Source organism: Streptomyces sp. NPDC039424, from assembly GCF_055639495.1.
In genome coordinates this window covers 39,885-57,774 of record NZ_JBVKAI010000026.1, presented here as the reverse complement: position 1 = coordinate 57,774, position 17,890 = coordinate 39,885, and the positions used below count along the sequence as shown (strand labels likewise).

The following is a 17,890-nucleotide window of genomic DNA, read 5'->3' as shown; positions in this document are numbered from 1 at the left end:
CCCCGGTCGGACCCCCCCGGCCGGGGACGCCCATCTGGAGCTCCCATGTCCCACTCCACCACGTCCCCACGGCTCACACCCCGGACCAGCGCACCGGACCAACCGCCCGCCTGGGCCCCCGCCGCACCGACGATCGCCCTGCTGACCGCACTCGGCGTTTTGATGGTTGGCCAGATGTACACCGTCCTGGCCTTGCTGCACCCTATGGCCACCGCGCTCGGCACCACACCGGAGCAGGTGACCTGGACCGCGACCGCCTTCGGCTTCGCCTACGCCGCCGGATTCCTCCTCGCCGGTCCCCTCTCGGACCGCTACGGTCCCCGCGCCGTGATCACCGTCGGGCTCGTGGCCGCCACGGCAGCCACCCTGGCGGTCGGCGCCGCCCCCGATCTCCCCACGGCCATCGTCCTGCGCAGCGTCCAGGGACTCGCCGCCGCTGCCTTCGCGCCGTCCGCGCTCTCCTACGCCGTCCACCACATCGCGCCACAGCACCGCGGCACCGCTCTGACCTGCATCACCAGCGGCATGTTCGCCGCCGCAGTGCTCCTGCAGATCGGCGCGCAGGCCGTCGCGGCGGGGCTCGGCTGGCGCGCGGTCTTCTGGATCGGTGCCGCCCTCATGGCCCTGAGCCTGATCCCGGTGCGCAGCGTGCTGCGGCCCGCCCTCCGCCACAGCACCGGCGGCGGGCTGCGCCAGGCGTTCGCGGCGATGCCGCGGCTGCTGCGCGGGCCGCGCCTGGTCGCCCTGTACCTGTCGACCGTGGCTCTGATGTCCGCCTTCGTCGCCGTCTACACGGCGGTGGCCATCGCCGGACCGACCGGCATCGCCGGGAACTCCTCCGCGATCCTCGCCCTGCGGGCCAGCGCGCTGCCCGCCCTGGTCGCCGTCCCCGTGCTCGCCCCCGTGCTCCAGCGCCTGGCCGCACCCCTGCGCGCGGTCCTCGCCTTCGCGCTGGCCGCCTTGTCCGTCGCGACCGGCTCCTTCCTCGGCGGTCACACCGTGCCGCTGGCCATCGCCCTGCTGCTGTTCGTGGCAGCCGTCGCGGCAGCGGCGCCCGCCGTCGTCGAGACCGTCAACGCGGGTGCCCCGCACGCGCGCGGCGCGGCCGTCGCACTCTACGGATGCAGCATGTTCATCGGCGCCAGTTTGGGCCCGCAGCTCACCGGCGCCCTGACCGGCCTGGGCTTCGGTGGCATCCTGCGTGCCGTCGCCGCCGCGCTCGTCCTGGGCGTCCTCCTGGCCCTGCCCGCGCTCCGCCACCACCGCGCCGAATAACCTCTGTTTCCACACCGCCCTTTCCCTTCCCAGCGCGATGCGTTCGAAGGAACAAGTACAGCGTCTACAGGTCGGTAGCCGGGACTGAACTGGTGGGTGCTGGTGCCGGTGCGTGCACGCGAGGCTGCGGTTCGTCGCTGAGGGGCCGGTGAACGGTACTCGCCGCTCTGGGGCCCCGCCATGGCACCTTGCGGTCAGCCCGCGTCGGCGATGAGCGCTCCGAGGGCGCTGGCCTGGGTACGCCAGTCGGTCCGATCGGGGTCGGCGCCGGCCCAGCGTTCACCGAGGACGTTGAGGGAGCTGCGGTCCTGCGCCCACAGCGTGTCCGCCTGCTTCTGGGCGTAGCTCCGGTACGTGCTGGAGCTGGTGGCCCTCGCGAGGTCGGCGAAGTTCCGCATGAAGATGGCCTTGAACTGTTTCTGGTTGTCGTCGCAGGACACAGCCGATGTCACAGGACTCGGTGAGCGCCCCGTCCCGGGTCAGCGTCGGGCTGCTGACGGCCGCGTCGGCCAGGGTGCGTGCGGTGGTCAGCAGCGAGCCGTCCCTGGTCGTCCTCCACAGTGAGGAGTTGATCAGCCCGATGGACCTGTACCAGGCGACGGCCGTCTTCGCCCGCCGAGCCATACGCTGTCGCCCGGGATGCGCTGATGCAGCGCCGTGGTCAACCAGAGGTACTGCCCCATTCGTCACGGCGTTCTTGTAGGTGCGCTCGCGATCCCACCACACGCCACCGCCGCAGGAACTGGGATTTCAGTACTGCTGGACGTAGTTGGCGATGGTCACGACCTCGTCGAGGTAGCGGCGGCCGCCGGTGTAGTCGTACGCGTCGAGCCAAGCGATGGCGGCCCTCGATCGCATCCGAACTGCGCCCACCGGCGGGGAAGACGCCCTTGTTCTGCTCGAAGGTGCGCGCGATGGCCCAGTCGTAGTCGTGTGTGCCTGTGGTCCGAGCGAAGTCGATGAGGGAGGTGAGGGTGGCGGCGGAGTTCCACCAACTGCTGGGCCACCAGCCGTTGTAGGGGTCCTGCGATGTCATCAGCGCGTCCGCCGCGACGCGTGCCCTGGCGGCGCGGGCCTGACCTACGCAGTGCAGCTGCCCTCGTTGTGGCTGGCTTCCCGGCCGCAGGCGCGGACCGCGCCGCCGTAAGAAGGCCGCGCGGGTCGCGGGTGGCGTACATCGCGGTACGGGTGCCGGTGACTCCGGACGGGGTGCTGGTGCGGCCGAGGGAGGAGCCGTCCGGCCACGTCGCGCCGCCGTCCCCGGAGCGGTCGAGCCAGATCTCGTCGCCGGAGCCAGTGCTGTGACCGCATACGTTCACCGGGTTGGGGATCCGTGACGCCAGGAGCTGAGCTCCTGGAGGGAGGGGTCACAGCTCAGCGGCGGGGTGGGGAGAGCGCATGGTGGAGGTCGAGGTTCCTGGGCCGGATTCGGACTGGGAACGCGCGCCGGAGTATCAGGGCGGCAAGCGAAACCCAGCCTTCCAGGCCGGCATGTGAGAGTACGCGGCGAGCTCCTTCCGGCTGATTGCCAGCGGGCGCGGGCGGCGGCTGCGGTGGTGTGGGCCCGGGAGCGGCCGGTGGTCGGCGTCGTCCTGGCGGCCGTGGACACCGTCGCCGTGGTGTACGTGATGCGCGGCGCGTTCACGCGTCGGCACCTGCTCGCCGAAGCCCGACGTCACCTCGCCTACGCCCGGCGCGGCCAACCTCACCCGCCGGGCCTGGACGAACAGATCGTGCAAGCGATGGTCGACGACTGCATCCGCCCCGTCGGGCGGGGCCGGAAGATACCGGCCGACCTGCGCGCCCTGGACCGGCGCGACACCGAGGGCCAGGCCGTGCTGCGCCCGCTGCCCCGTAAGCGGTCCGCGCCCCAGTACGAGCGAGCCCGCCTCGCGGTCGGCGCCCTGGCCACCCGGGTCAACGCACCGCGACGTGCGGAGCGACTGGGCTCCCGGCCGTACGCCGTCGACGAGCCTGCCGCATCGAGGTCGCACCCCCGGCCGTTCCACGCCGGCCGGAAGGCCGGCCGCCTCCTGGAGCAGGAGACCGGCGTCGACGTCGACACGGTGGAGCAGACCCGCCGGACCCTCGAAGCAGCCGCCCGGCTGGCCGCCAGGCTCCAGGACGGCATGCGGGAGCGCCCCGTCGCCCGCGGCCCCCGGCTACAGCCCGCCCCGGTGACGGCCTCGCCACCCGCACACCCAGCAGCCCGGCGTCCAGCACACGCCGGGCCGGACCGCAGGAGGAGTCGCGTGAGCACGGGGCGGTCTAAATTACTGGGCACTCTCGCGAGCCGAGCTGTCGGAGGCGGCTTGTACCCTGCACTCATTCGACGATCGGACGATCACGGGTACGGGCATGCGGGCACGGGGCCTGGGCGTCCGGGGGCGGGAGCGCGGGGACTTCAATGAGTGACGCACATCCGATACGAAGCCGCAGACCGGGCCTCTCGGCCGGTGCGCTCATCATCGCCGGGGTCGTCCTCGCCGCGCTCGGGGCCGTCGGCGCCTGGCTCCAGCACGACGCTCCCGGCCGGAGTGCGGAGCCGCGTACGGAGTTCACCGCGAACAACCCGCCCGCCGGTCTGCCCACCGCGCTCACCACCGGCCAGCACCTCCACTGGTCCCGCTGCACCTCGCCGCCCACCGCGCGCACGGGCTACGACTGCGCCGCCATGAAGGCCCCCCTCGACTACCGGAAACCAGACGGCAGGACGATCGACGTCGCCCTGATCCGCCGCAAAGCCACCGGCCCGAACACCCGGCGCATCGGCTCGCTCGTCCTCAACTTCGGCGGCCCCGGCGTGTCCGGCGTGAGCGGACTGCCCGAACTCCTCAACCAGTACAAGCCGCTCCTCGACCGCTACGACCTGGTCTCCTTCGACCCGCGCGGCGTTGGCGCGACCATCCCTGTGCGCTGCGGGAAGTCCGCGGACGACACCGGCTACGACGGGGCCGACGCCTGCGCCAAGCACTCCGGGGCGCTCCTCCCGTACATCGGCACCTCGCACACCGCGCGCGACCTCGACCTGATGCGCTACCTCCTCGGCGACGAGCGGCTGCACTACTTCGGCGTCTCGTACGGAACGGCGCTCGGCGCGGTCTACGCCCACCTGTACCCGTCGCACGTCGGACGGCTCGTCCTCGAAGCGTCCGTCGATCCGACCGAGGACCTCGACGAGAAGCAGGTGTCGCAGGTCAAGGCGGTCCAAGCGGCGTTCGACCGGTTCGCTGCGCACTGCGCGGCCCGTATCCGCCACTGCCCGACCGGCGACGGGCCCGAGGAGGCCGCGCGACGCATGGCGCGCCTGGCCGACCGCCTGGAGAAGAAGCCCGCCCCGGCCGGCGGCGGAAGGAACCTCGACGCCGACGACCTCGCGTACGCCGTCAGCGACCATCTCGACCTCGGCACAGACGGCTGGTCGCCGCTCGCCAAGGCCCTCACCGCGCTGATCGACCACAACGACGGCCGTCCGCTGAGCAAGGGCGCGGACAACATCGGCTCCGCCGACCACGCGGCGACCCCGCGCGACAGCAGCCGCGCCGCCCAGACCGCGATCACCTGCGCGGACTCCAGCCTGCGCCCCGGCTTCGAACGCCTCAACAGGGACGAGGCCCGCATCAAAGCCGCCTCACCCGTCTTCGGCGCGGCCTGGTCCACCGGCGTCTACCTCTGTTACGACTGGCCGTTCGACGGCGAGCGCGCCACGCCCCAGGTGAACGCCGACGGCGCGGCCCCCGTCCTAGTGGTCGGCGGCACCGGCGACCCGACTACCCCCTACCCCGGCGCCCGCCACATGGCCCGCGCCCTGGGCGACGGTGTCGGCGTGCTCCTGACGGCCGAGGAGGAGGGCCACGGCACATACCCGCAGAACCGCTGCGTCACGGAGACGGTCGACCAATACCTCCGCACGGGCCGCACCCCGGCCCCGGGGACGGTGTGCCGGGGCAGCATGTCCTGAGGCCCGTAAGGATCCGCCGGGCGGCCGTCAGCACACCAGTTCGCTCGCAACCCCTGGCGTGCACCACCACACCGCGGGTTCACACAAGGGATGGATCTGGATCGGCGCCGGAGTGACCGCCCTCGGCCTCTACGGCGCCGTCGCGACCTTCCAGAGCGATGACAACTTCGGGCGCATTCTGGCTGCGTACGGGGGCATTTTTGTCGCCGTGCCGATCGCCTGGGGCATGATCCCCGACGAACACCGCCCCGATCGCTTCGGCGTCATCGGAGCCCTCGTCTGCCTCGCAGGGTTGGCCGGGATCATGTACTTCCCGCATGGGAACTGACGACCTCAACCGCAGGCCGTTCCGCAGGTTCTGACAGCCGGACTTATCAGCAGAGTCCTCGGGGTCCTGGTAGCAGTCGACCAAGCGGGCCACGCTGATCACGGCTCCGGTGGTGAGCTCCCGGCCCCGGATCGTGCGGGCGATCAGCGGGACGCGCAGGGCGGGCCGGTCGACCCGCCGGCCCGCGTGCAGGAGCATCCAGCCGCGCTTATCTAGTGCTCTGACCGGGAAAGTTCGCCGGGTTGGCGGGGCATTCCTGCTCGGAGGCAGCGGCGAGGTAACGGCGGCAGAAGTCGGCAGCCGTGAGGTGGGGCCTGTGCAGTGCATCGCTGTAAAGCCGCATCTCACGGGCCGCTCGGTCCAAGTGCTGCCAGAAACTGAGGGGCAGGTCGAGGTCGTCACCGAGATCGGCCAGGCAGTCGAAGGCGAGTCCCAGCTCGTTGTGCTCCAGGAACTCCAGCGTCGCTGAGAGATCGATGTCCGGCAGGCGTGTGAGGTGGGCCCGGGCGGCGTCGAGGTGGTCACGGGTCTGATTCCAGCTGGCCTGCAGAGCCTCACGATCATCGGCCATGGCGCCAGTGTTGCCGGTGCCCTGATCGAGGTCACGCGACTTTCGTTGGTCGTCCGCCCCAGCGCAGGCCCTTCTCGCTGCGGATGCGAGCACGCTCCTTCATGGCTGGTCCACCGCGCCCACCTTCGATGTACTGGGCACCGCACCCGAGTCGGCGACCGGCGCCGTCGTCTGGAGCAACGGAACCTGCAGGCCCATCTCCGGCATCGCCGGCGCGAGCCAGGACGACACCTACGTCTACCCAACCGGCGTCGCTCCTGGCGGCTACACCGTGAACGCCACCGGACTGGGCAATCCTGCTCCGCCTGCCGATCCGGGTACCGGCGCCCTGCGCGCGGGCTTCACCCGGTGTGCGGGCGAGGGCAGCACTCGCTCCTTCAGCGGCACCCGCGCGGTGGCCTACGGGGCCGGGACGTACACGTACAGGACGGTGACCGGCAGCACTGCCTGCACCAACGCATCCTTCGGCGGCGACCCCGCGCCCAATCTCGTCAAGTCCTGCTCCGGCGCCGACACGGGCGGGCCGCCCGGATACACCGGCTGCGCAGCCGAGGGCGGCACCTGCGCCGTGCCTGGCTGCAACCGTGACGTCGCCTACGGCGCCAACGGAAACTTCGCCCACCAGGTCACCAACGACTCCGTCGCCTGCACCAACGCCCACTTCGGCGATCCCATCGACGGTGTCGTCAAGTCCTGCTTCCTGCCGCCGGCCGGCGGACCGTTCGGTGGCTGGATCAAGTGCGCGGATCGGAAGGGAAGTTGTCCAACCGTCGCGGGCCCGCCGGTGGTGTACGGCGCCTTCGGTGCCTTCACCCCCCGCACAGCCACTGGCGACACCCCGTGCACCGACGCCAAGTTCGGCGACCCGGTCTCCGGCGGGTCGAAGGCCTGCTACACAGCCACCGGCGACCCGGCCGGCTACGCCACCGCCTGCTCCGCCAAAGATGGCACAGGCGCCTTCAGCGGACAGCAGACCGTCGCCTACGGCACGCGGGGCAGCTTCGTGTGCAAGTCGTTCACCGGCGGCACAGGCTGCACGACGGCGCTATTCGGTGCGGATCCGCTGCCCGGCCTGAGCAAGACCTGCTATCTCACGTCCTGAGCAGCGCAACGCCTCCGGCAGCCTCCGCCGACCCCGCGCATCCGGTGATGTCCCCCGTGAAGCCGACGCCGGCCAGCCGGGAGCGGAACCCCACACCCCGCAGCTGGGCGGCGACGACGGGCCCCAGCCCGGGATCGACGGCACGGACTTCAGATGGCCTGCGCGGTGGGCATGATGGTGATCTCGGTGAGGTTGACGTGACGCGGGACGGCGGCCATGAAGGCGACTGTTTCCGCGATGTCGGCGGACCGCAGGCAGTCGATGTCGTGGATGAGGTCGGCCATCAGCTTGGAGGCGTCGGGGTCGGTGACGTGGTCGGGCAGTTCGGTGTCGACCATGCCGGGTTCGATGGTGGCCACCCGGACCATCTTGGGACCGAGTTCGACGCGGAGCAGCCGGGTGAGGTGGCTGATGTACGCCATGGTGCCGGAGTAGATGGAGAACTTCGCCAGGATGCGGGTCGCCGCGATGGACGAGGTGTTGATCAGGTCGGCGGGCCTGCCCTGGGCCGCGGAGTCCGTCAGGTGCGGGAGGAACGCGGCGATCACGTTCATCAGGCCGCTGATGTTGAGGTCGATCTGGCGCTGCCACTCGTCGACCTTGAGCTCCTCGATGCCGGAGACGAGCTGGACGCCGGCGTTGTTGAACACGAGGTCGGCCTTGCCGAAGCGTGCGGCGACCTGGTCGGCGGCGCTCTGGACGGCGGCGCGGTCGGTGACGTCGACGGCCAGGGCGAGCGCCGTCCCGCCGTCGGCCTCGATGGTCTTGACCAGGCTGTCGAGGCGCTCCTTGCGTCGGGCCAGCACGACCACGGTGGCGCCGAGTTCGGCGACGCGTCGGGCGGTGGCGGCGCCCATGCCGCTGGAGGCGCCGGAGACGACCGCGACACGGCCAGCCAGAGGAGTGCCGGTGAGCAGAGCAGCAGACATCACAAAACCTCAATCTTTTGATCGCAAGGCTCGGAGGTGGGGAGAGCTAGGGAGGTGTGGTGCCCGGCCGGCCAGGTCCCACTGCCCGGCCGGGCTGCTTGAGAGGGCTACGGACGCCCGAAGGCCAGGGCCCACCGGCGGGATGTCAGGCGGCGTCGTCGTGGGCGGTGGCGGCGGACTTCTCCCGCCACGGGGCGAGGTCGTCCTGCACCTGCTGGTACTTGACGTCGAGCCGCTCGAGGGTGTCGCGACCGAGGTAGAGGTGCGTGGGCAGTTTCTCGGTGGAGGCGACCTCGACGATGAGGGCGGCGCCCTTGCCGGGGTCGCCGAGCTGGGCGTGGTTGGCCCGGTCGATCCAGTCCAGCGTCACGTGCGCGGGGGTGTCGTCGTAGTCGGTGATGCGGTTCGCGGCGACCGACAGGGAGCTGGCGTCGAGGAAGTCGGTGCGGAAGACGCCCGGCTCGACGACCATCGACTGGATTCCGAACGGGGCCATCTCGATGGAAAGTGCCTCGCTGATGCCGGCGACGGCGAACTTCGACGCGCAGTAGAGGCTGACACCGGGCTCGCCCTCGAAGCCGGAGCGGGAACCGATGTGCACCAGTCGGCCGGATCCCTGCTTGCGCATGATGGGCAGCACGGCGCGCGTGACGTTGATCAGGCCGAAGACGTTGAGGTCGAACAGTGACCGGGCCTCCGCGTCGGTGATCTCCTCCAGCGCGCCGAGCAGGCCGCGGCCGGCGTTGTTCACCAGCACGTCGATGCCGCCGAACCGGTCCACGGCGGCATCGACCGCCTGCGGGATGCTGTCGTGGTCCGTGACGTCCAGGGCGACCGCGAAGACCTGGTCGGAGTTCTTCAGATCGTCCGGCACGCGTTCCGGGTTTCGTGCGGCGACCACGACGTTGTTACCCCCTGCCAGAGCGGCCCGGGCGATTTCCGCACCGATACCGCGCGAGGCGCCGGTGACAAACCACGTAGCCATGGGAAAACCTCTTTCGTCGCTTCCCCTTTTTCGGGGATTTCCTGTTGACGTATTCGAGTGTGCTCGTCGACTACGACGCCATGAAGGCTGCGCTTTTCCTGGGAGTCCCACACCTAGGAAGACGAGACGTACGTCCAGGCAAAGCACCGCAGGCTGAGCAGCGGATCCAACGAGCCAAGGACCATCAGTCGCGGCAGCGGCGGCCCATTGGTCCATGGGCCGTAGTGAGCGCTCGCCCGGACCCCTTGGCTGGAGTCCGCGGGCAGAAACCGGGGATCATCGCACGCGAAGAAACGTGGGACAGCTGGTTTTCGATCCGCAGGCATCGAGCGGCGTGAGTCTTTCCGCTGAATTCCCTGGCCGGACAGCCCCACCGGGGCATATGCGTGGCCCGGCGGAGACGGTTTTCCGGCGGCCTCCTGGTTCAGGAGCCGTGTGCGGGATTCTGCTGGTGAGGTACTTCCGGTGCGCTGAGGGAGCCCAGCAGGGCAAGTCCGTCGGCGGAGGGGGAGCCCAGCTCGGCCTGCAGGATGATGAGCTGCTGGCCCGGGACGCTGCGGATGGTGAGGGCCTCGTGCCGCAACTCCAGGTCTCCCACGACGGAGTGACACACCTGCTTGACGTCGTAGGGCGGGACCCGGGTGTACTCGCGGGCCCACAGGGACCGGAACTCGCTGCTGCGCACCGACAGTTCGCCGACGAGCTCCAGGATGCGGGGATCCTCCGGAGTGCCGGCTGCGGTCTGCTGAAGGTCGGCGACCGCACGATGCCGGGCCCGCTCCGCGTTCCGGTAGAAGGAGCTCGCCGCGGGGTCCAGGAAGAGCATACGCAGCACGTTGTCGTGCTGCGCGAAGTCACGGTAGAGAGCGTCGGCCAACGCGTTGGTGGCCAGCAGGTCCTGGGCGTGGCCGATGATGAAGGCCGGCGTCCTGGCCCAGCTTTCGATCAGTTGCCGCAGGTGCGGGCGGACTCGCTCGACCCGGACGGGGGACTTCGTACGGCGGGCTGTCGGCCGGGCCAGCCGGAAGAGCTCTCCCTTCTCCTCGTCCCCGAGGTGCAGGGCGCGGGCAAGGGCCTCCAGTACCCGGAGTGAGGGGCTGAGTTCACGGCCCTGTTCGAGTCGGCTGTAGTAGCTCAGACTGACACCCGCGAGTGTCGCGACCTCGTCACGCCTCAGGCCGGGCACCCTTCGCCGGCCCGCGCCGGACAATCCTGCCGCAGCAGGGCTGAGGCGTTCCCTGCGGGAGCGGAGGAACTGCCCCAGCCCTCCAACCAGATCAGGGTGCGTGTCGATGTCCATGCCGCCCAGGCTAGGCGGAAAGCGCCGAGGAAAGTTCTGCCAATGGTGGGTGCATTACACCCAGGAACGCGGGTCCCCCTCCCCAGGGGGCGAAAGTACGTAACGGACCCGTGGCAAGTCATCACGGGTACCTCGTGAACGTGGCGTTCGAGTCGCCATCGCCCCTCAGCGCCGACAGCTCAGTCTCCGCACCGAGTCACGGGGCCGGGAAATGCCATCAAGCCAGGCATATGTTTACCTTGCGTGAACAATTGGATACGTGGCGCCATACTGCGCGACTGATACTTCTCGTCGACTGAAAACCATCTAGTCTTGCCGCATGAGCAATGGGACGCCTTTGGGTGATTTCCTCAGAGCCCGCCGAGAAGCCCTGAAGCCACACGACGTCGGTCTGCCCGAGCACGGGCGACGCCGCGTGCCGGGACTGCGCAGAGAGGAAGTCGCGCTGCTCGCCGGAGTCAGCTCCGACTACTACATCAGGCTGGAACAGGGACGCGAGAACAGCCCCTCCCCGCAGGTCCTCGACGCCGTGGCGCAGGCGCTGAAACTGGACGCGGAAGCCACCGACCATCTCAACCGCCTCTGTCTCACCGCCTCGCAGCGCCGGCGCGACTGGGGTGAGACGGACGTCAGCCAGCAGTTGTTGCAGTTGATGGACGGATGGGACGGCACTCCGGCCTTCGTCGTCGGCCCGGCCCTCGACATCATGGCCGCCAACTCCCTCGCCATGACCCTCCACAGCGGGTTCCACCGGTTCGACAACCTCGCCCGCATGGTGTTCGTCGACCCGGCGGGACGCGAGTTCTACCAGGAATGGGAGCGAGCAGCTCACTCCTGTGTCGCCGAAATCAGGGCCGCCTACGGACACGACCCCGAATCAGCCCGCATCGCCGAAGTGGTAGCGGAACTGTCCGACCAGAGCGAGGAGTTCGCAGCAATCTGGCAGCTGCACGACGTGAAGGGCAAGTCCCAAGAGGGCAAGCTTCTCAAACACCCCCAGGTCGGAGACCTGCACATCAAATTCGCGGCCTTCACCGTCAACGGGGCCCCACACCAGCAACTGGTGGTCTACCAAGCCGAACCGGCCAGCCCGACGGCAGCCGCCTTCGAGACACTGAGGGCCATGGCCACCCAGCCGAAGCAGGCCCAGGCAACCATGCCCGTCTCCGACCTCGCCGGCAACGAGCACTAGCGGCGCATGACCACGTGAGAACGGGTGGAGGCTGGTCCTGCCGCACCCAGGAACAACCCAGCCTTCATGGCGGTGGGGTTGTCTACCGGCACCCGATGCGACAAGCGATGCGTCGTCCGCCATGCCGGCGCGCAGATCGCTCGGCGCCAGGAGCAGACATGATCACCGTGAAGGACCTTCAGCCCCGCCCTGACGACGACCAGGTGTCACTGGCTTCCAGCTTGGGCTGCCGCATGAACACGGTCATGCGGCCCACCGGGCCCCGGAGTGACGTGCCGCTTCTACTGCTCTGGCGTCAGCCCCTGACTCCCGCCCCGGCCATCAGCCCGAGCACGGCAGTTGAGCGCCCTGCTCACCCGCCGCCATCGGCTTGCTACGACTCCCCTCGGCCAGCTGGCCGACAGTGTTCTCGATCCACGGCAACGTCCACTCGATTCCGGCCTGCCAGCCGGGCTCCACGTGGGCCAGCGATGGCGCAACGGACGGGGTGCCTCGGGTCGGTTCAAGGCAGCACCACCGCTCAACGCGGCACCGGTCGATGAACCGAGCGATCCACCGCGCTATCTCCGCGAGGACGACCGCGTCCAAATAGCTGACCGCCACTGGAGAAGGCCACCATCCGGGCCATCGCCGGCGACCTGGGCCGAAGCCCGTCGACGATCAGCCGAGTCAGCCCCGGCGCTGGACTGGCCCGTCTCCAGGTCCCAAGTGGCCACCGGACGACGCCGGTCGTCCTGGCACACGGCGCTGCGGCCGTGGTCGCGGCCCCACCGCCAGCGCGTGGTCGTCCATGTCGGCCTGCTCGCGCGTCGGGCGCGCGGTGCCGGTCGTACAGCTCGACACGGTCGGTCCGGGCCCGGCCAGGGATGCCTCCAGGTGGGAAGGGATCTACCCGCCCAGCTCGACACGGCTGGGAGTGCCGCCGACGAAGAACTTGGTGGCGACGACGACCTGGTCGCGGATGGGCACCAAGACGCGGCCGACTGGCTCTTGTTGGTGCCGGCATCGCAGCCCTCCGTGGTGCCGAAGAAGGTGCCAGTTTCCCGTCGCCAGACGCCTATGAGCGGGCCCAGCTGAACGTAGGTCCAACCGGGCCCACCTTCAAGGGCCGTGGGCTCGATATCCGCCGAAACACTGGGAGGGTGCACTCCGGCGCCGGAAGAGGCTGCTGGGAGCGTGCATACCTCCGTAGGAGAGACCGATCCTGGACCATACGTCGCCGGCATCTCCACTGGAAGCGAGAGGAAATGACATGACCGACGCCGTTGCACAGCGCAACATCGGCAACGCCAAGCTCCTGCTCGAGGACGCGATGCCGAATGGCAACTTCGACCTCGTCCGCTCGCTGGTCACCGCGGACGCCCCCATTCGCCGGGCGGGCTTCGCGGACTTGTACGGGCTCACCGGGGACGCGATCCCGCAGGGCGGCAACTTCATCGCGTGGCTCGAGGCCGGCTGGATCGGCACCCGCTCCTGGCCCGACCGGGTCACCGCCCGCGCCGACGTCTTCGACTTCGTCGAGACCTTCTACAACGGACGCCGCCTGCGCAAGCACATCCGCTGGGGCTACCTCACACCCCACGAGACCCGCCTGCGTCACCAAGATCAAACCCTCACGGCGTAACAACAACGTGTCCGGGATCAGAGGGCTCCGCATCTACCGCCTCTGGGCCGACCGCCGGACCGGCAGCGCCGTTCCTTCACCACAGGCCGTGGCTCAAGCCTGTGCCAAGCGCGGGATCACCGCCCAGTACAACAGACCCCTCACCGGCAAGGACATCGCCAAGCAGGCCGACGACTTCAAACGCCGCTGGCACCCCATCAGAAAACACCAAACCGAAACCCAGCCCTGACCCAGCGCAGGCAGCCAGAAGCGGCTCGAACGACTCATCCAACGAGGCTGGCACACAGGCGACTTCGACCGTCTCTCCCCGCGGCCTGGCTCACCGCCGCCGTCTTCGGACTCCAGCACACCGCCGCGGAACAAGTCGCGACCGGGCGCCTCACCACTCACGGGCAGAGATCCTGTGCCCGGAAAGCACACTGCGCCTCTGCGGCAGGGAGGGAGGGAGGTCGCCCGTAGGCCCGCGGAAAGCAGGCTCACCACTCGGCAACCCGGCGGCCGATCGCGACGGACGCCGATACAACTGTTCGACGTCGGCGTGTGTCTGATGTACGGAACTTGCCTTCCCCGGCTCACCGCCCATCTTCGCCACTTCACCCAGAGGTAACTACATGCTCCGCCCCGATCACAGCTTCCGTACACTTCGCAGGGCCGTCAGAACCATCGGCGCCGGCGCACTGATCACGTTGAGCACCGCTCCCTGCGCCGTGGCCGATGGTTCCGGGGCCGGGCTGGTGCTGGGGACCATCGCGCCGATCAGCGGAGTGCAGCCGGGGAGCACCTTCGAGGCGCCGGTCCTTTTCGGTAACCAGGGCACCCAGGCGCTGGAGAAGGTCTGGCTGCGGTACACCGTCACCCAGGGGTTGGATTACGCCGACGTGCCCTCGAACTGCGTGCGGTGGGACATCGGCTCGTACGACGAGTTGCCGGCCAGATCCCAGATGACCTGCGAGTTCGACCAGGCCGTAGAGCCGGGTGTCGTCTACGCGCCCGAGAAGCTGCCCCTCAAGGCTCTCGACCGGGCCCTGTACGACGATCTCGACGTCGCTGTCGGGGACTACGACTTCGGCCCCGACGAAGGCGCCAGCAGGCCCGTGCGCGGAACCGCTCCCGCGGCGAAGCTGGTGGAGCGGCCCGGCTCCGTTCTCACCGGCAGTAGCTCGGTGAGCCACGACTATGTCGAGGCCCGGGTGCGGGTGAACGCGGCGAACACGGCCGACTTCCAGGTGTCGGGAGCGCGGCTGAAAGGCCGGGTCGGAGACACGATCGACCTGCAGGTGAAGTTCACCAACGCCGGCCCCGCCTGGGTGCTGGTGGAACCGGGCCCTCCGGTGCCGACCCGAATCCTGATCAAGATTCCCTCGGGTACGACCGCGGTCAAGGCACCGAACTGCAGGAAGCCGGCGGCCGGAACCTACGACTGCTACATCGCACAGGGCTGGGTGGAGGAGGACCAGGTGAACACCTACTCCTTCAAGCTGAAGATCGACAAGGCGGTGGCGGGGGCCAAGGGCTCGGTGGCCCTCAATGCCGAATCCCGCCCGTACGACGTGAACAAGGCGAACGACAAGGCCGACATCCTGCTCGACGTCGAGGGCAGTGGTTCGACGGGCGGGAGCGGGTCGGCGGGCGGTTCGGGTTCCACCGGCGGAGGCGGGACGACGGGGGGATCCGGGACCACCGGCAGCTCCTCGGCCACCGGATCTTCGGGGAGCGCCTCCACCACCGGCGGTGACCTCGCCGCCACCGGTTCCGGTCCTGCGCTGCCCCTCGCGGGCGCCGCGGCCGCGGTCGTAGCCGCCGGTGCGGGTACGGTCCTGCTCGTACGTCGCCGCGCGGCCCGGCGGTAACCCGTTCGGCGCGCATACCTAAGGGCGTCGCGCCCCGCGCGGCTCGCAGGCGCGGCCCGCTCGCAGTGAGGCAATTGCAGCCTCATCGGTGTCAGCGAGCAACCGCCAGGCCGTGGGCGTGGAGGCGACCGGGCCGAACACTTCGCCCTGGTCCCGCAGCACGGCCAGATCCGCGATCGCCTCACCGCCGTCGGCGAGCATCACCGCGAGATCGGTGGCGACCCGTCCCGGGTCATGCCCGGTCCCGCGCGGCCGAAGCGGCCCGAGAGCGGCGGAGTACGCGGCGGTCAGCCCTGTGGCGTCAGCGATCCACCAGCAACCGTGCCCCGGCATACCCGACCACCCCCGAACCATCAGCACTGACACGGACCTTGGGACGCAACCCGATAACCCGCACGCAGAAAGTGCCCTCCGCCTGGACCGACAGAACCCCTCAGCAAGGTTTATCGTCCCAGGTCAGGAAGGCACTTTCGCGTTTCCGCCCCAAAGCCAGCCGTAACCGAGTGAAACAGCGAGGCCCACAGGTGTTCCCCGAAGTACGAGAGTGGCGCAGAGGCTGCCAAGGAACTCGGGCAGAGTCTCGGAGAACAGGCCGATCACGAAGACGCTCCATCAGTGTGCGAACTTCCGCGCTGACGGGGCGGCTTTCCGCAACGGGCATCGACCGCTCCAGTGATCTTGCGATCACCAGGCGGTTCACCCGCTCGGATTGGCTAGGGCGGGTCAGCACGTTGCGTGCTCTCCGGCGGTCACGAGCCGCCTGTCGGGCGCGGTCCCGACGAGACCGCGCCGGCCGGCTACGGCCGCCGCGCTCCGCCTGCGCGCCGCCGGTCGGGGTGCGCGCGACCTGGGCGCTTGACGGGCACGGCGTCCCGGCAGCGCCGTCCCGCCGGCGCACGGCCGCGGTGGTCTGACAGATCATGCAACCCCGTTCTGTTCGGGACGATATGAGGCCCGCGCCATGTCCGTCGGCGCGGGCCCTCGCCGTGGCGGCGGGCATCTGGCAGACGGCATGGTCGTTGGGCGGGACGTGGAACTGGGAAGGGCCGGACCGGGCGTCGAGGAGCGGGCGGCGGCGGTGGCCGATGCGGTGTGCGAGCTGGTCGACGCGGTGACGCCGAGGACCTGGAACGCGAGCGCGGTCGAGGACGCAGCCGACGCCATCGACGTGCTCGCCCCGGCCCTCGCGGCGATCGACCCAAAAGCCGCGCGAGCCCTCGCGACGGTCCCGGCCGCCACCGCCGAATTGCGCCGCCGACTCGCCCGGCCGCTGCCGAGGACGTCGCCGAGGCGCCCGCGCCGCGCTCTGGACGGGAACTGCCGACGCGGACTCGGACCCGGCTGGAAGGGCGTACGGATGACCGGCTGAGGGCACGGCGCCTACATCAGGCGCGGCCAGGAGGCGTGTAGGTGATGCCGACGTCTCCGGCGGAGGTCGCGGCGAGGGCCACGACCTTCCAGATCGCGGCGGGAACGCCAGCCCGGGGGCCGTCGCAGGCGTCGTTGAGGAGATCCACGGTCAATCCCACGGACTTGCCGTCCGGCCCCTTGGCCGAGAACTTGACCTCCTGCGCTGCCCAGGGGTTCGCGTGGACAGAGCCGAACTGCACCAAGGCGTGATACGCCGCGAAGTCCTTGTCGTTCCGGGTGATAGTGAGAGTGCCCGGCCGAAGGTCGACGCCGACGTGGACCTGGGTGTCCTCTTGCACAATGACGGGTTCGCCGGTGGCACTCAGGTCCACGCTGCCCTCCAAGGCCTTGTTCTCGTACAGCTACCGCCAGGTGGCGTGTAGCACAGTGTTATTGCCGTGGTGCTCGATTCTCAACTGGCCGTCGGAGCCTCGGCTTCGGCCTGCCGGGCGCGCCGCTGCGCGCGTACGCCAGTGCCAGACCTGTCCGGGGCCGACCAGTCCGGCTCGTCCCCGGGGGCCTTCGTCGCCACCTTGGTCACCTGCAGCCCGGCGGCCCGGCCCCGGGTGTGCTGACTCGTATCGCACGTCAGCAACCGAACGTCGCGGCCGGCCAGGCCCTGGATAGCCACCGTCCGGTCGATGATCTCGACATCGGGGCGGTCCAGGCGCACGTGGCCGGGGGGATCTAGGACGATCTCCACGTTGACCCTGCCGCGGGTCTCGCCGTCCTGAACGGTGTGCTCCCCCTCGTGCAGGACCCCGTTGGTGCCGCCGTTGAGGACCCCGTCGAGGAGACCGAGCGTGTGGGCGGCACGCCAGCGGGCCCGCTGCTTGCTGGCGTCCTTGAGGTCGTCCAGCTCGTCGACCACCACGATCGGGAACAGCAGGCGCACGCACTGCCAGCGCGGCACGTCGAGCACCTTGTGCAGGTCGACGTCGGCCAGCTTCACCTCGTTCTGGATGTAGAAGCTGGAGTCGGCCACGACGAACACATCCCGCTGGCTCCACCGGCCGATCCGCGTATCCAGTGCGGCCACGGCCGCCTCGAACGCCGCGATCCTTTCGGCGACCTCAAGTTGGACCAGGCCGTTCACGAGGCGCTGCTGGGCGGTCCCGGCGAGCGTGCCGCAGCTGCCCAGCAGCGCCCGGTAGCGGTCGGTGAACACGAGCTGGTCGAGGTCCTGGTCGCTGATCTGGGAGCGCAGCATCCGCGCGGACTCCGTGGCCCACTCCAGATATGTCAGCAGCCCCTCGAAGGCGCTGCCGTACGGCCGCTGCAGGTTCATCACCGTGGTGTGGACGCCGCTGAGGACCTGCCGGATGTTCTTCCGGTCTGCGCCGGGGCGCGGTGTGATGAGCAT

16 protein-coding genes and 4 pseudogenes are annotated in these 17,890 nt (G+C 69.8%); 11 read left to right on the top strand and 9 right to left on the bottom strand.

The genetic code is table 11. From position 1 onward, the window contains the following. Nucleotides 1–45: 45 nt before the first annotated feature. A complete protein-coding gene (locus tag ACZ7L0_RS39125) occupies nt 46–1,275 on the top strand; it encodes an MFS transporter (RefSeq protein WP_471247342.1) in 1,230 nt (409 codons plus the stop codon). Nucleotides 1,276–1,469: 194 nt separating this feature from the next. Here ACZ7L0_RS39125 and ACZ7L0_RS39120 read toward each other — a convergent pair whose 3' ends face one another. Beyond that, a complete protein-coding gene (locus ACZ7L0_RS39120) occupies nt 1,470–1,715 on the bottom strand; it encodes a hypothetical protein (RefSeq protein WP_471247341.1) in 246 nt (81 codons plus the stop codon). Between the two features lie 172 nt (nt 1,716–1,887). After that, a pseudogene (locus tag ACZ7L0_RS39115) lies at nt 1,888–1,965 on the bottom strand (hypothetical protein); the annotation flags it as partial. 839 nt (nt 1,966–2,804) lie between these two features. Between ACZ7L0_RS39115 and ACZ7L0_RS39110 the strand changes: the two are divergent. From ACZ7L0_RS39110 to ACZ7L0_RS39100, 3 genes and pseudogenes are all read left to right on the top strand, one after another. Then, nucleotides 2,805–3,531 (top strand): annotated as a pseudogene (locus ACZ7L0_RS39110) (MobF family relaxase); the annotation flags it as partial. Nucleotides 3,532–3,682: 151 nt separating this feature from the next. After that, a complete protein-coding gene (locus ACZ7L0_RS39105) occupies nt 3,683–5,236 on the top strand; it encodes an alpha/beta hydrolase (protein ID WP_471247340.1) in 1,554 nt (517 codons plus the stop codon). A 58-nt stretch (nt 5,237–5,294) separates the two neighbouring features. Then, nucleotides 5,295–5,564 (top strand): YnfA family protein, encoded by a 270-nt coding sequence (locus ACZ7L0_RS39100; RefSeq protein WP_471247339.1) that lies wholly within the window; start codon nt 5,295–5,297, stop codon nt 5,562–5,564. 208 nt (nt 5,565–5,772) lie between these two features. Here ACZ7L0_RS39100 and ACZ7L0_RS39095 read toward each other — a convergent pair whose 3' ends face one another. Continuing rightward, on the bottom strand, nt 5,773–6,135 hold the full coding sequence (locus ACZ7L0_RS39095) for a MafI family immunity protein (RefSeq protein WP_471247338.1): 363 nt from the start codon (nt 6,133–6,135) through the stop codon (nt 5,773–5,775). Nucleotides 6,136–6,406: 271 nt separating this feature from the next. On the opposite strand from ACZ7L0_RS39095, the gene ACZ7L0_RS39090 reads away from it, so the two are divergent. Next, nucleotides 6,407–7,237 carry a hypothetical protein gene (locus ACZ7L0_RS39090; RefSeq protein WP_471247337.1) on the top strand — a complete coding sequence of 277 codons (831 nt, stop codon included), beginning with the start codon at nt 6,407–6,409 and terminating at the stop codon, nt 7,235–7,237. Nucleotides 7,238–7,386: 149 nt separating this feature from the next. Here the strand turns inward: ACZ7L0_RS39090 and ACZ7L0_RS39085 are convergent, their stop codons facing one another. The 3 genes from ACZ7L0_RS39085 to ACZ7L0_RS39075 form a co-directional block, all read right to left on the bottom strand. Beyond that, nucleotides 7,387–8,169 (bottom strand): SDR family oxidoreductase, encoded by a 783-nt coding sequence (locus tag ACZ7L0_RS39085; RefSeq protein WP_471247336.1) that lies wholly within the window; start codon nt 8,167–8,169, stop codon nt 7,387–7,389. A 142-nt stretch (nt 8,170–8,311) separates the two neighbouring features. Next, nucleotides 8,312–9,151, bottom strand: a complete 840-nt coding sequence (locus tag ACZ7L0_RS39080; RefSeq protein WP_471247335.1) for an SDR family NAD(P)-dependent oxidoreductase — start codon at nt 9,149–9,151, stop codon at nt 8,312–8,314. A 424-nt stretch (nt 9,152–9,575) separates the two neighbouring features. After that, on the bottom strand, nt 9,576–10,451 hold the full coding sequence (locus ACZ7L0_RS39075; protein ID WP_471247334.1) for a helix-turn-helix transcriptional regulator: 876 nt from the start codon (nt 10,449–10,451) through the stop codon (nt 9,576–9,578). A gap of 319 nt (nt 10,452–10,770) precedes the next feature. On the opposite strand from ACZ7L0_RS39075, the gene ACZ7L0_RS39070 reads away from it, so the two are divergent. The 5 genes and pseudogenes from ACZ7L0_RS39070 (at nt 10,771) to ACZ7L0_RS39050 (ending at nt 15,117) form a co-directional block, all read left to right on the top strand. Beyond that, entirely contained in the window at nt 10,771–11,643 is an 873-nt protein-coding gene (locus tag ACZ7L0_RS39070; protein ID WP_471247333.1) for a helix-turn-helix transcriptional regulator, read from the top strand. A gap of 462 nt (nt 11,644–12,105) precedes the next feature. Continuing rightward, a pseudogene (locus ACZ7L0_RS39065) lies at nt 12,106–12,311 on the top strand (helix-turn-helix domain-containing protein); the annotation flags it as partial. A gap of 584 nt (nt 12,312–12,895) precedes the next feature. Beyond that, complete coding sequence (locus ACZ7L0_RS39060; RefSeq protein ID WP_471247332.1) at nt 12,896–13,267, top strand: hypothetical protein; 372 nt, start codon at nt 12,896–12,898, stop codon at nt 13,265–13,267. Nucleotides 13,268–13,355: 88 nt separating this feature from the next. Then, entirely contained in the window at nt 13,356–13,496 is a 141-nt protein-coding gene (locus tag ACZ7L0_RS39055) for a hypothetical protein (protein ID WP_471247331.1), read from the top strand. Nucleotides 13,497–13,953: 457 nt separating this feature from the next. Beyond that, a complete protein-coding gene (locus tag ACZ7L0_RS39050) occupies nt 13,954–15,117 on the top strand; it encodes a hypothetical protein (protein WP_471247330.1) in 1,164 nt (387 codons plus the stop codon). Nucleotides 15,118–15,165: 48 nt separating this feature from the next. Here the strand turns inward: ACZ7L0_RS39050 and ACZ7L0_RS39045 are convergent. Beyond that, nucleotides 15,166–15,544 (bottom strand): annotated as a pseudogene (locus tag ACZ7L0_RS39045) (IS1380 family transposase); the annotation flags it as partial. 534 nt (nt 15,545–16,078) lie between these two features. Here ACZ7L0_RS39045 and ACZ7L0_RS39040 point away from each other — a divergent pair. Beyond that, nucleotides 16,079–16,486: a hypothetical protein gene (locus ACZ7L0_RS39040; protein ID WP_471247329.1), complete on the top strand. Its 408-nt coding sequence runs from the start codon at nt 16,079–16,081 to the stop codon at nt 16,484–16,486. Nucleotides 16,487–16,502: 16 nt separating this feature from the next. Here ACZ7L0_RS39040 and ACZ7L0_RS39035 read toward each other — a convergent pair whose 3' ends face one another. After that, nucleotides 16,503–16,859, bottom strand: coding sequence for a hypothetical protein (locus ACZ7L0_RS39035; protein ID WP_471247328.1), 357 nt, complete (start codon nt 16,857–16,859; stop codon nt 16,503–16,505). Nucleotides 16,860–16,939: 80 nt separating this feature from the next. Further along, nucleotides 16,940–17,890, bottom strand: a complete 951-nt coding sequence (locus tag ACZ7L0_RS39030) for a PIN domain-containing protein (RefSeq protein WP_471247327.1) — start codon at nt 17,888–17,890, stop codon at nt 16,940–16,942.

What these genes read in the sequence shown, in the direction of transcription:
- ACZ7L0_RS39095 (WP_471247338.1), bottom strand. Translation starts at nt 6,135, where the DNA reads ATGGCCGATGATCGTGAGGCTCTGCAGGCCAGCTGGAATCAGACCCGT.
- ACZ7L0_RS39030 (WP_471247327.1), bottom strand. Translation starts at nt 17,890, where the DNA reads ATGCTCATCACACCGCGCCCCGGCGCAGACCGGAAGAACATCCGGCAG.
- ACZ7L0_RS39070 (WP_471247333.1), top strand. Translation starts at nt 10,771, where the DNA reads ATGAGCAATGGGACGCCTTTGGGTGATTTCCTCAGAGCCCGCCGAGAA.
- ACZ7L0_RS39125 (WP_471247342.1), top strand. Translation starts at nt 46, where the DNA reads ATGTCCCACTCCACCACGTCCCCACGGCTCACACCCCGGACCAGCGCA.
- ACZ7L0_RS39105 (WP_471247340.1), top strand. Translation starts at nt 3,683, where the DNA reads ATGAGTGACGCACATCCGATACGAAGCCGCAGACCGGGCCTCTCGGCC.
- ACZ7L0_RS39060 (WP_471247332.1), top strand. Translation starts at nt 12,896, where the DNA reads ATGACCGACGCCGTTGCACAGCGCAACATCGGCAACGCCAAGCTCCTG.
- ACZ7L0_RS39080 (WP_471247335.1), bottom strand. Translation starts at nt 9,151, where the DNA reads ATGGCTACGTGGTTTGTCACCGGCGCCTCGCGCGGTATCGGTGCGGAA.
- ACZ7L0_RS39075 (WP_471247334.1), bottom strand. Translation starts at nt 10,451, where the DNA reads ATGGACATCGACACGCACCCTGATCTGGTTGGAGGGCTGGGGCAGTTC.
- ACZ7L0_RS39040 (WP_471247329.1), top strand. Translation starts at nt 16,079, where the DNA reads ATGTCCGTCGGCGCGGGCCCTCGCCGTGGCGGCGGGCATCTGGCAGAC.